This is a genomic window from Streptomyces wuyuanensis (assembly GCF_900103455.1).
Lineage (GTDB): Bacteria > Actinomycetota > Actinomycetes > Streptomycetales > Streptomycetaceae > Streptomyces > Streptomyces wuyuanensis.
Genome location: NZ_FNHI01000001.1, coordinates 321,772 through 333,320, shown reverse-complemented (window position 1 = coordinate 333,320; position 11,549 = coordinate 321,772). Strand labels below are relative to the sequence as shown.

The 11,549-nt window shown below is 72.9% G+C and carries 11 protein-coding genes; 7 read left to right on the top strand and 4 right to left on the bottom strand.

Annotated elements, in window-relative coordinates; all coding sequences use genetic code 11:
- Positions 1–7 precede the first annotated feature (7 nt).
- A complete protein-coding gene (locus BLT82_RS01330) occupies positions 8–478 on the bottom strand; it encodes an indole-3-glycerol phosphate synthase (protein ID WP_093651893.1) in 471 nt (156 codons plus the stop codon).
- 102 nt (positions 479–580) lie between these two features.
- On the bottom strand, positions 581–1,360 hold the full coding sequence (locus BLT82_RS01325; RefSeq protein WP_208867634.1) for a pyrimidine reductase family protein: 780 nt from the start codon (positions 1,358–1,360) through the stop codon (positions 581–583).
- Between the two features lie 465 nt (positions 1,361–1,825).
- Here BLT82_RS01325 and zapE point away from each other — a divergent pair, with 465 nt between their 5' ends.
- The 4 genes from zapE to BLT82_RS01305 all read left to right on the top strand — a co-directional run bounded on the left by zapE (position 1,826) and on the right by BLT82_RS01305 (position 6,238).
- Positions 1,826–2,902 carry a cell division protein ZapE gene (zapE, locus tag BLT82_RS01320; RefSeq protein WP_404202510.1) on the top strand — a complete coding sequence of 359 codons (1,077 nt, stop codon included), beginning with the start codon at positions 1,826–1,828 and terminating at the stop codon, positions 2,900–2,902.
- 61 nt (positions 2,903–2,963) lie between these two features.
- Positions 2,964–3,389 (top strand): OsmC family protein, encoded by a 426-nt coding sequence (locus BLT82_RS01315; RefSeq protein ID WP_093651891.1) that lies wholly within the window; start codon positions 2,964–2,966, stop codon positions 3,387–3,389.
- Between the two features lie 148 nt (positions 3,390–3,537).
- On the top strand, positions 3,538–4,974 hold the full coding sequence (locus BLT82_RS01310; RefSeq protein WP_093651890.1) for an alkaline phosphatase PhoX: 1,437 nt from the start codon (positions 3,538–3,540) through the stop codon (positions 4,972–4,974).
- A gap of 328 nt (positions 4,975–5,302) precedes the next feature.
- On the top strand, positions 5,303–6,238 hold the full coding sequence (locus tag BLT82_RS01305) for a PPK2 family polyphosphate kinase (RefSeq protein WP_093651889.1): 936 nt from the start codon (positions 5,303–5,305) through the stop codon (positions 6,236–6,238).
- Positions 6,239–6,379: 141 nt separating this feature from the next.
- Here the strand turns inward: BLT82_RS01305 and BLT82_RS01300 are convergent, their stop codons facing one another.
- Entirely contained in the window at positions 6,380–7,351 is a 972-nt protein-coding gene (locus tag BLT82_RS01300) for a S1 family peptidase (RefSeq protein WP_455431869.1), read from the bottom strand.
- Between the two features lie 417 nt (positions 7,352–7,768).
- Positions 7,769–7,945, bottom strand: a complete 177-nt coding sequence (locus tag BLT82_RS37010; RefSeq protein WP_167745933.1) for a hypothetical protein — start codon at positions 7,943–7,945, stop codon at positions 7,769–7,771.
- Between the two features lie 184 nt (positions 7,946–8,129).
- On the opposite strand from BLT82_RS37010, the gene BLT82_RS01295 reads away from it, so the two are divergent.
- The 3 genes from BLT82_RS01295 (at position 8,130) to BLT82_RS01285 (ending at position 11,548) form a co-directional block, all read left to right on the top strand.
- Entirely contained in the window at positions 8,130–8,960 is an 831-nt protein-coding gene (locus BLT82_RS01295) for a peptidyl-tRNA hydrolase (protein ID WP_093651887.1), read from the top strand.
- Positions 8,961–9,090: 130 nt separating this feature from the next.
- Positions 9,091–9,870, top strand: coding sequence for a DUF4142 domain-containing protein (locus BLT82_RS01290; protein ID WP_208867668.1), 780 nt, complete (start codon positions 9,091–9,093; stop codon positions 9,868–9,870).
- Between the two features lie 142 nt (positions 9,871–10,012).
- The gene (locus tag BLT82_RS01285) at positions 10,013–11,548 is read left to right on the top strand and encodes an MbnB/TglH/ChrH family RiPP precursor modification enzyme (protein ID WP_093651885.1); all 1,536 of its coding nucleotides are present in this window, start codon (positions 10,013–10,015) and stop codon (positions 11,546–11,548) included.
- Position 11,549: the final 1 nt, after the last annotated feature.

The window sequence follows — 11,549 nt, the reverse complement described above, 5'->3', positions numbered from 1 at the left end:
GCCCAGCCTATTCGCTGTGTGCGAAGAGCTTGAGCACCGGTACGCCGACCTTGTGCCGGGCCCGGGACGCCCAGTCCCGGTGGAAGAACTCCTCGACGTAGTGGGGGGCGGTCAGGACGATCACCTCGTCGGCGCCGGCCTCCTCGACGACGGCCTTCATCTTGTCGAGCGGATGGTCCTCGACGACCTGGCCGACGGCCTCGGCCCCGGCGGCCCGCAGGACGTTCAGGGAGTGCACGAGGGCGAGCTCCGCCGGCTGCCGGGCCTTCTCGCCCTCCGGCTCCTCGCCCTCGCGGACGGCTTCCTTGAGCTCGCCCATGGCCACGTCGTCGATGGCGCGCAGCAGCAGATCGGCCTGGTCGCCGCGCGGCTGCATGAGCAGGATGAACGACACGGGCTCGTCCCCGTGCAGCGTCGTGACGAATTCCACGTCGGTCGCCGTGAGGGGCTTCTCGATCATCAATACGCTTGTGAACACGTCAGGAGCCCTTCTGCCGGAACCGTCCTTCCCCGTGTCCGTACGGGGTCTGCGAGTAGTGTGCCCAGCCTTGGCAAACCGGTGCATAACCTGCCACGAATGTCAGGTCCGACGGTATCGGGTGAAAAGGAACCCGGCCTCCTCCAGCAGGGACGCCAGCGCGAAACGCTCCGGCACCGCCCGGTCGGTTCCGTACGCGATCCGCTGGGCGGTGCCGGAGGTGAGCGTCGGCGACACCGTCAGGCACAGCTCGTCGAGTACCCCGGATCCGACGAATTGACCCAGGAGCCTCGGCCCTCCTTCCGTGAGCAGCCGCCGGAGGCCGCGTCCGGCCAGCGCCTCGACGGCCCGGGCCGGGTCGACGCCCGTCCCGTCCCCGGCGACGAGGACCTCGGCCCCGGCCTTCTGCGCTGCGGCGACCCGCGCCGGCGGCGCGGCGGCGCCGGTGAGGACCAGCGTCGGCACGAGCGGCGAGGTGAAGAGGGGGAGGGAGAAGTCGAGGTCGAGGCTCGCGCTGACCACCGCGATGGCGGGGGCGGGGCCCTGACCGGCGGCCGCACGGCGCTCGGCGAACGCGTCCCGGGCACGGGCCGGGCGGTAGCCCTCCTGCCGGACGGTCTGCGCGCCGACGACGACCGCGTCCGCCAGCCCCCTCAGAGTGCCGAAGATCCGCATGTCCGAGTCGGACGACAGCGGCTGCGACTTCCCGTCGTGCTGTGCGGCCCCGTCGAGCGACGAGACCATGTTGGCCCGCAGCCAGGGGCCCTCCGTGGCCGGATAGGCGTAGGCGTCGGCCAGCTCGTCCAGCCCCCACTCGCGGTCGGTCGCGGCACGGGCGCCGGCGGGGTCGTTCGGGTCGGGCAGGGGGAACAGACGTCGCATACCGAGCAGTCTGGCACGGCCCGCGCACACGCGTGCCGGGGCCGACGCCTCAGGCCCGGCGGGCGGCGACGGCACGGTGCGGCGGCGTCCCGGTCACGTACCGGCGCCACCCACGCACGCACCGCTGCCCCGTCGCACGGGCACGGACGGCCGCACGGGCACGGGACGGCCTACGGAGACGGCGGAGCGCCGTGGACGTCCCGGCATCCGGGGGCGGCGGAACGCCGAGGGCGGGGGCGGCGGACATCCGGGGACGACGGGCGGCGGGCACCGCGGCCGACGGGGTGCGGACGCATACGGGCGCTCCAGTTTCGCGAGCGGACCGGTCGCGTACGCAGGGGCTCCCCACGCCGCAGCCGCGGGGACCCGGCGCCCTGGCCACGGGGAGCCGCCCGGCGCCGGGCCCTCCCCGCGCGGGGGCCCCTGACGTGCGCGGCGGCGCTCCGTGCGGACTCAGTAGAGTGGGTGGTTGTGTCGACCACCCCCATAACCGAAGCCGTCCCGCTCTCGCTGTGCGCCCGTGAGCCCCGTGTCCCCGCCGACCGTCTGGTCGCGGAGATGGTGCCGCCGCCGCGCTTCGACTCGGTGCGCTTCAAGACGTACGTCCCCGATCCGAACCAGCCCAGCCAGACCGAGGCGGTCACCGTGCTGAGCTCGTTCGCGGCGGGGCTGGGCGGTGCGCACGCCACCGGCAGCGGCAGGCGCCGCTGGTTCTCGAAGAAGCCCGCCGCGCCCACCGCACCGCGGGGCGTCTATCTGGACGGCGGCTACGGCGTCGGCAAGACCCACCTCCTCGCCTCCCTGTGGCACGCCACGCCCGCCGAGCCGGCGCTCAAGGCGTTCGGCACCTTCGTCGAGCTGACGAACCTGGTCGGCGCGCTCGGCTTCCAGCAGACCGTGCAGACCCTGAGCGGCCACCGGCTCCTGTGCATCGACGAGTTCGAGCTGGACGACCCCGGCGACACCGTGCTCGTGTCGACCCTGCTCGGCAGGCTCGTCGAGGCCGGCGTCGCGCTCGCGGCGACCTCCAACACCCTGCCCGGCAAGCTCGGCGAGGGCCGCTTCGCCGCCGCCGACTTCCTCCGCGAGATCCAGGGACTGTCCGCGCACTTCCGGCCGCTGCGGATCGACGGCGAGGACTACCGCCACCGCGGCCTGCCCGAGGCGCCCGCGCCGTTCCTGGACGAGCAGGTCACCCGGGCCGCGCACGCCACCGAGGGCGCCTCGCTGGACCACTTCCCGCAACTGCTGGAGCATCTCGCGCGGGTGCACCCCAGCCGCTACGGCGCGCTGACGGACGGCGTGCGCGCGGTCTGCCTCACGGACGTCCGTCCGGTGCCGGACCAGTCGACCGCACTGCGGCTCGTCGTGCTCGCGGACCGGCTCTACGACCGCGAGGTGCCGGTCCTGGCCTCCGGCCTCCCCTTCGACCGGCTGTTCAGCGAGGAGATGCTGAAGGGCGGGTACCGCAAGAAGTACTTCCGTGCGATCTCCCGGCTCACGGCACTGGCGCGGGACGCCAAGGGCCTCGTCGAACAGTAGGTTCCAGTAGGTTGGGCCCGGTTGGAACCGATTCATCGAATGCCTTGGGAAGGGATCCATCATGGCCACCACTCGCCAGGCCCACACCGTCTGGGACGGCGACCTGCTCTCCGGCTCGGGCGTCGTCACCTTCGACTCCTCCGGCATCGGCGACTTCCCCGTCTCCTGGCCGTCGCGCGCCGAGCAGGCGAACGGCAAGACCAGCCCGGAGGAGCTGATCGCCGGCGCCCACTCCAGCTGCTTCTCCATGGCGCTCTCCCACGGCCTCGCGGGCGCCGGCACGCCGCCCACCAGGCTGGAGACCAAGGCCGACGTCACCTTCCAGCCTGGCGAGGGCATCACGGGCATCCACCTGACCGTCGAGGGCCAGGTTCCCGGTCTCGACCAGGAGGGCTTCCAGGCCGCCGCCGAGGAGGCCAAGAAGAACTGCCCGGTGAGCCAGGCGCTTTCGGGCACGACGATCACGCTGACGGCGAAGCTCGCGTAACCCGCCTCGCCGCTCGCGCGACGCCTCTCGTTGCTCACGCAACAGCCCGCGTCCCACGAGGCACCGTGACCCGCATGCTTCACGCGTGACCACACGCCTGGTACACACATGCGGGTCACATCTCTGTCCGCCAACAGGGAGTTGCCTCATGACCGCAGAACGCACACAGGAAGTACAGGGAAACGCCGGGGGCGGGGTCTCCGAACCGCCCGGGGTCCCCGGCCCCGCCTCCGCGACACGGCGTCAGGTCCTCGCCGGCACCGGCGCAGCAGTCGCCGGAATCGCCTTCACCGGAGCCTTCTCCGAGCTGTTCGCAGGCACCGCCGCCGCCCGCGGCCACTCCGGATACGGCCCTCTCGTCCCCGACCCGCGGGGCCTCCTCGACCTGCCGAAAGGTTTCCGCTATCGGGTGCTCTCCCGTGAGGGCGAGCCGCTGCGCTCCGGCGAGGGTCCCGTGCCCAGCAACCACGACGGCATGACCGCACTGCCCGGACGCCGGGGCCGGGTCCATCTCGTACGCAACCACGAGAACCGGCACAACGGCCGCATCGGCGTCCCCGTCGTCGACGGCCTCACCTACGACCCGGCGGCCAAGGGCGGCTGCACGACGCTGACCCTCGACGGCCGCAACAACGTCCTGGACGAGCGCGTCGCCATCGCGGGCACCGCCGTCAACTGCGCGGGCGGGCCCACGCCCTGGGGCACCTGGCTCACCTGCGAGGAGACCGAGGACAAGGCCGGCACCAACGGCTACACCAAGGACCACGGCTTCATCTTCGAGGTGGACGGCGCCGATCCGCGGCGCAGCGGCGCCGTACCGCTGACCGCCATGGGCCGCTTCCAGCACGAGGCGATCGCGGTCGATCCGCGCAGCGGGATCGTCTACGAGACGGAGGACGCCTTCGAGCGGCCGTTCGGGCTCTTCTACCGCTTCCTGCCGGAGAAGCCGCTCGGCGGCACGGGCTCGCTGCGGGCCGGCGGACGGCTGGAGGCGATGCGGGTACCGGGACTGCCCGACCTGTCCGCGATCCAGGAGACCGGCGCCTGCTTCGACGGCGTCGAATGGGTTCCCGTACCCGATCCGCAGGCACGTCAGACGCCCATCCGGCTGCAGGACTTCGGGCCGAAGGGCATCACCCACGCCCAGAAGCTGGAGGGCTGCTACTGGGGCGGCTCGTCCGTCTACTTCGTCTCCAGTTTCGCCCGCAGCGCCGAGGGCTCGGCGGCGGACCACTTCGGGCAGGTGTGGCGGTACGAACCGCAGCGGCGCCGGCTGACCTTGGTGATCGTCTTCGGTCCGGCGACCGACGTGCAGTTGCCCGGCGAGTCCCCGGACAACATCTGCCTCGCCCCGGGCGGCGGGCTGATGGTGGCGGAGGACGGCAACGGCGCCCAGCACGTCTACGGGGTGACCAAGCGGGGCGAGGTGTACGCCATGGCGCGCAACCGCCAGGACATCGGCGCCCCGGAGGAGCCCGAGTGGGGCGAGTTCGCGGGCGTCACGTTCTCACCCGACGGCGGGACGATGTACGTCAACTGCTACACGCCCGGTACGACGTTCGCCGTGACCGGCCCCTGGCGCTGAAGCCCGCCGCGCCGCACTCCCCTGCGGCGCCGGGCTGTTGGCGCCGAACCCCGGCGGTGGGCCCGGCACCGCACGGTCCCGAAGTGCCGCCGCCGGCGGGCGCCCGGAACCCCTTCCGGGCGCCCGCCGCCGTCGCACCCCGTACGTCGTGCCCCCGTCCGCCGCACCCCCGTCCGCCGCACGCCGGTCCGGGGCTCCGTCCACCGCGCCGTCGGACCGCGCGTCGCTCGCGCCGGTGGCGGTTCCGTTGGAGGATCGGAGGGCCGAGACCGGCCCGGCAGGGAGGCCGTGGCCGGAGACGGCCGGAAGAGAGTGCGAGGCGACGAGGATGACCACGAAGAGCGGACGCGGCGACCGTACCCCCGGCCCGCCCGCGGACCTGCCTCCCGAACCGGTTTCGGACGAGTTCCCCGACCGGTTCCCCGGCCGGCTACGTGACGTGCTGCACGTCCCGGCGGGCGGGCGGGTCGACCTCTCCTCGTACGACCCCGCCGGGGTCCCGGCCGGTCCGCGCGACAAGGCCGCGGGCCTGGAGGCGGCCGCGGCGGCGGGGAAGCGCCTGGCGGAGCTGCAGGAGCGGCTGTACGCGGCGGCGACGGCCGGCGACCGGCGCAGGCTGCTGCTGATCCTCCAGGGCATGGATACCAGCGGCAAGGGCGGCACCGTCAAGCACGTCATCGGCCACTTCAACCCCGCCGGCTGCCGGATCAAGGCGTTCAAGGCCCCCACCGCGGAGGAGCGGGACCACCACTTCCTCTGGCGGATCACCCGGGAGCTGCCGCGCTCCGGCGACATCGGGATCTTCGACCGCTCGCACTACGAGGACGTCCTGATCGCCCGGGTGCGCGACCTGGTGCCGCGCGAACGGATCCGCCGCCGCTACGACGAGATCAACGGCTTCGAGCGTGCCCTCACGGAGGACGGCTACACCATCGTCAAGGTCTTCCTCCACATCTCCCACGACGAGCAGCGGCGCCGGCTGCTCGCGCGCCTCGACAACCCGGACAAGCACTGGAAGTTCGACCAGGGGGACGTCGAGGAGCGGGTCCTGTGGCCGGCCTACCGGAAGGCGTACGAGCGGGTGCTGGAGCGCTGCTCGCCCCCCGAGGCGCCCTGGTTCGTCGTGCCCGCCGACCGCAAGTGGTACCGCAACTGGGCGGTCAGCAGGCTGCTGCTGGAACACTTGGAGGAGCTCGACCCGCAGTATCCGAAGGGCGGCTTCGACATCGGGGCGAGCAGGAAGCTGCTGCTGGGGAACGGCTGAGGCCCGGCTCGGGGTGCGGGCGGGGGCGCGGCCCCGGGCATCCACCGATGCCCGGGGCCGCGCCCCTGCCCCGTCCCTCGCTCTCCCGTCGTGTTCGGGTCGGTTCTCTCCACCGCGCCCGGCCGGGCCGGTGCCCTTGCGTCAGCCGATCTGTGCGCCGACCGCCTCGAGCGCGGTCGTCACCGGCTGGAAGAAGGTCTCGCCGCCCGAGGTGCAGTCGCCGCTGCCGCCGGACGTGAGGCCGATCGCGTTGCCGTCGCGGGTGAACAGCGCACCGCCGCTGTCGCCGGGCTCGGCGCAGACGTTGGTCTGGATGAGACCGCTGACGGTGCCCTCGGGGTAGTTCACGGTCGCGTTCAGTCCGGTCACCTGACCGCCGTTGAGGCCGGTGGTGCTGCCCATGCGGAAGACCTCCTGGCCGACCGCCGCGTCGGCCGCCTGCCGGATCCCCAGGAGCTGTCCGTTGCCCAGGTCGACGGCGCTCGGCGCCTCGGTGTTCGGGTCGTCGTACGTCACGAGCGCGAAGTCGCCCTCACCGGGGAAGACGGACTCCTGGGCGGTGCCGACGGGCTGGCCGCCCTGCTGCTCGGACCACTGGTCGGAGGCAGCGGTGCAGTGGCCGGCCGTCAGGAACCCGGGCTGTCCGTCCTGGGTCGTGACGTTGAAGCCGAGCGAGCAGCGCGAACCGCCGCCGAAGATGGCGTCCCCGCCCTCCAGGAGGGGCTTGAACTCGCCCTTCGACTTCTGGATCCGGGCCACTCCGTCGCCCAGCGACTCGACGGCCGACTCGACCGTGTTCCAGCGGTCGCCGGTCACCGTGCGGTCGGCCGTGACGAGGATCCGGTTGTTCCTGGGGTCGATCGCCCAGGCCGTGCCCGGTACCGCGGCCTCCTTCGACAGCGAACGGGTGGCGGACTTCAGGGTGGTGAAGCTGTTCTGCACACTGCGGGCAACCGCACCGGCCCGCTTGACCTCGATGTTCACATCGTTGTCGTCGCCGACGACGTTCACGACGAGCTGCTGCTTCGACGCGTCGTAGTACGCGCCGCCGTAGGAGTCGCCGAGCTCCTTGCCCAGCTGCTGGAGGAGATCCGCGGCCGAGGCTGCGCTCATCTTTCTGGGAGCGATCCGGTCGTCCTCGGATCCCGACTGCGAAGCGTTGGCATTTGGCAGCAGTACGGCAGCTGCGGCGATGCCCACCGCTCCGGCTCCGGCGAGAATCGCCTTCCGCTTGGGTATACGCCTGTGACTCAACTCTTCGCCTCCTGCTGGGTACGGACTCCGGTCGCCGACGTGGACCGGGAGGGGGGACGCGTCCGGCCCTTCATACGGACGCCGCACCCCTGTCCGTTCATCGCCCCCGCAAAGAAATCTTCTTGACGCAGCATCAGAAGACCTGCGGCCAGGTGCCGGCGGAGCACGGCCGGGAACGGCGGGAGAGGAGTGTGAGCAGCGCGCCGGCGCCGGTCCGGCGGCGTCGCGGGACCGGAAGGGAGCGGAGGGCCAACGGAGCTACGTTCGCGACACGCTTCAGCCGGAGCAGGCCGTCCGCTGGGCTTCCTGCCATTCGCAGACGGGGCAGAGCGTGGCGCCCTTCACGGACTCGGGGTACTCCGTCGGCTCCCCGCACAGCACGCAGTCGGCGAAGGGCTCACCGTCCCGCTGCCCGGGGGCGGGCCGCGGCGCGGCGTCCGGGGCGCGCAGCACCCGGCGTCCTCGTCCATGTCATGGAGCCTGGTCGGCGCTCCCGAGGCACGACCGGCCGGGACGGGGCGCCGGGAGGACCGGGCCCCGGAGCCCCTCTCCACCGGCCGGCAGACTGCCCGGAGCCCCTCTCCGCCGGCCGGCAGACTGCCCGGGCCCCCTCTCCGCCGGCTGGCAGACTGTATGGGTGAACAGCACCGACAGTCCCTACGGCACCGGCGGCCCCGACACCACCCGCGGCCCCGGCAGCCCCTTCCGCCAGGAGCCGACACCGCGCGACGAGGCCCCCCAGTTCGTACTGCCGCTCGTGGTCCGGATCGAGAAGAACGCGCCGCCGTCCCGTACCGACGCGCTGGAGACCGCCGCCCGCGCGGTCGTGGTGATGCTGTCCGACGAACGGTCGTCCGGGGACGGCGAGTGGGCCGGGCGCGTACGGGACTGGCAGGACGGCCGGATCCGCAAGGTGGTGCGCAGGGCCCGCGGCGCCGAGTGGCGCAAGGCGTCGGAGCTTCCCGGCATCACGGTGACCGGGAGCGGCGCCGAGGTGCGGGTGTTCCCGCCGGTGCCGCTGGACGGCTGGCCCAGGGAGCTGTCGAAGCTTCAGGTCTCCGGCACGGAGCTCGTGGACCCCGAGGGGGCCGAGGACGGCGCGGATACCGAAGGCGAAGAAGGCACCGAGGTTTCCGGAGAGACGGGAGAGCCGGGACAGCCGGGAGGGCCGGCCGGCGACGTCGGCCCCGGCCGGGCCCTGATCTGGCTCAATCCGGAGCTGCGCATGTCGACGGGCAAGGAGATGGCCCAGGTCGGACATGGAGCGCAACTCCTCTGGTGGGACATGGACGAGGAGGAGCGCGCGTCCTGGCGCGAGGCGGGGTTCCCGCTGGCCGTCCGGACCGCCGCCGCCGGCCGCTGGGCCGAACTCGCCGCGAGCGGCCTGCCGACGGTCCGGGATGCCGGTTTCACGGAGATCGCCCCGGGCTCCGTGACGGTCGTCGCCGATCACCCCGTACGGGATTGAGAACTTTCCGTTCAGGGCTGAACGGATCCGCTCCCCGATACGTACCTCCCGGTACTGCCAAGCAGTTCGAACCGCCGGATCCGTAGCCGGCGGTTCGGCGGTACGCACATCGGATCGGGAGGCACACTTGCTGCGTCGCGTCAACGGGACAGCTCTCATCATCGCGGCCTTGGTCGCCACAGTGGGCGCGCTCGCTTTCCCCGTATGGTCCTACGCCGACCGGTCCGGAACAGGCCAGGCCAATCTGAACGCCTCGTCCGTGGCGACACAGTGGGGTCCGCTGTCGGCCACCGACCGCGACTTCCTGGTCAAGGTGCGGCTCGCCGGCCTGTGGGAGCTGCCCGCCGGGCAGCAGGCGATCGAGCGCGCCCCGACCCAGGCGATCAAGGACGCGGGCGACCACCTCATCGTCGGCCACACCGACCTCGACCAGCGCTCCCGCGACGTGGCGGCGAAGCTCGGCGTGGAGCTGCCGAACCAGCCCACCGAGCAGCAGCAGGGGTGGCTGAGAGAGCTGTCGGCGGCGAGCGGCCGCGAGTACGAGTACAAGTTCGCGAACCTGCTGCGCAACGCGCACGGCAAGGTCTTCGCCCTCATCGCCCAGGTCCGCCACACCACGCGCAACACCCTGATCCGCCAGCTGGCGTCCGACGCGAACCAGACGGTGCTCGACCACATCACGATGCTGGAGAACACCGGCATGGTCGACTTCGACGCCATCGCCAACGAGGCCGCGGGCGGCGCCACGGCCAGCCCCACGGGCCCGCCGCCGCCGGACGGGAACCTGCCTCCGGCGCCGACCCCGGTCGTGCCGCCGGACCAGATCGAGACCACCTCGCGGCCCTCGACCCAGCCGGGACCGCCGACGGCGGTCAACACCAACCGCCCGGCCCCGGGGGCGAGCAACTGACTCCGGGTTCCCGCCCCCGGGCTCCGGGCTCCCCCGGCCCCCGGGGGCGGGAACCTCAAATGAAGCTCTGAACGTCCCCTCCTCCGGATTGGGCAGGGTCCCACGGGGCCATGACCCCTGCACACGCAGAGGAGGGGGACCCATGAAGCAGCTCGACAGGCTCGGAACGGGTATCGGATGGCGACCGGAGATCGCCGCTGCCGTGGAGCGGCTCCCCGGGCTCGACTGGGTCGAGGTCGTCGCGGAGAACGTCTGCCCCGGTCATCTCCCCGAGTCTCTCGGGCGGCTGAGGGAGCGGGGCGTCACGGTCGTCCCGCACGGCGTCTCGCTGGGACTCGGCGGGGCCGAACGGCCGGACGCGCGACGGCTGGCCGATCTGGCTGAACGCGCCGAGGCGCTGGGGGCGCCGCTCGTCACCGAGCACATCGCGTTCGTCCGCGCGGGCGGCACGCTCACCGCCTCGCCCCGGCTGGAGGCCGGGCATCTGCTCCCGGTCCCGCGCACCCGGGACGCGCTGGACGTCCTCTGCGAGAACGTCCGCATCGCCCAGGACAGCCTGCCGGTGCCGCTCGCCCTGGAGAACATCGCCGCCCTGGTCTCCTGGCCCGGCGAGGAGATGACGGAGGGCCGGTTCCTGGCGGAACTCGTCGAACGCACCGGGGTGCGGCTGCTGATCGACGTGGCCAATCTGCACACCAATCACGTCAACCGGGGCGAGGACCCGGTCAGGGCCCTCGACGAACTGCCCGTCGAGGCCATCGCGTACGTGCACGTCGCCGGCGGCCTGGAGCGCGACGGTGTCTGGCACGACACCCACGCCCACCCCGTGCCGCGCCCGGTCCTCGACATCCTCGCCGAACTGCGCTCGCGCACCGACCCGCCCGGGGTGCTGCTGGAGCGCGACGACGACTTCCCGCCGGAGGGGGAGCTGGCGGCGGAACTGGAGACGATCCGCGCGACCCTCGCCGCACCCGCGCGGCGGAGCCCTCGCGCACAGGCACAGATCACCCCGCCCGCGTCCGTGGACGAGGCTGATGAGGCAGGCAGGGCGGACAGGGAAGATGGAGTGGACACGGCCCACGAGCCGGCGCTCCACGGCGCGCCGTCCGCGGCGGCCCACGGTCCGGGTACGGGTACGGGTACGGGTAAGGGAGCGAGCGCCGGTCCGGTCCCGGGTTCAGGTCCACGTGAGGGTGCGCTTCACGGTCCCCTACCGGATGCCGGACCGGGTCCGCGACCGGGTGACGGTGCCGGTCCAGGCCCGAACGCGCCCGCGCGGGAGCGTCTCGGGCTCGCGCAGGCCGCGCTGCTGTCCGCGCTGGTCGCCGGGACGCCCCCGCCGGAGGGATTCGACGCCCGGCGGCTGAGGGTGCAGACCCGGGCGCTCGCCGCGAAGCGGGCCGACGTCGTCGCCAAGGTGGCGCCGGAACTGCCGGAGATCCTGGGCACCGGCTACCGCGCCGCCTACCTCGACTACGCCAAGTCCCGCCCGATGCGCGACGGTTACCGCCGTGATGCGCTGGACTTCGCCGAGTACCTGCTGGTCGCGGGGCGGCCGGAGGACCCGGTCGCACACCGCAGGCTGACCCACTGGTGGCAGGACCGGGCGGCGCCCCGCCCGCCGGGCCGCACCACCCGCTTCGTCCGCGCGGCGCGTGCCGCTCTCGTCAGGGGGTGAT

What these genes read in the sequence shown, in the direction of transcription:
- BLT82_RS01325 (WP_208867634.1), bottom strand. Translation starts at nt 1,360, where the DNA reads ATGCGACGTCTGTTCCCCCTGCCCGACCCGAACGACCCCGCCGGCGCC.
- BLT82_RS01315 (WP_093651891.1), top strand. Translation starts at nt 2,964, where the DNA reads ATGGCCACCACTCGCCAGGCCCACACCGTCTGGGACGGCGACCTGCTC.
- BLT82_RS01310 (WP_093651890.1), top strand. Translation starts at nt 3,538, where the DNA reads ATGACCGCAGAACGCACACAGGAAGTACAGGGAAACGCCGGGGGCGGG.
- BLT82_RS01305 (WP_093651889.1), top strand. Translation starts at nt 5,303, where the DNA reads ATGACCACGAAGAGCGGACGCGGCGACCGTACCCCCGGCCCGCCCGCG.
- BLT82_RS01300 (WP_455431869.1), bottom strand. Translation starts at nt 7,351, where the DNA reads ATGAGCGCAGCCTCGGCCGCGGATCTCCTCCAGCAGCTGGGCAAGGAG.
- BLT82_RS01285 (WP_093651885.1), top strand. Translation starts at nt 10,013, where the DNA reads ATGAAGCAGCTCGACAGGCTCGGAACGGGTATCGGATGGCGACCGGAG.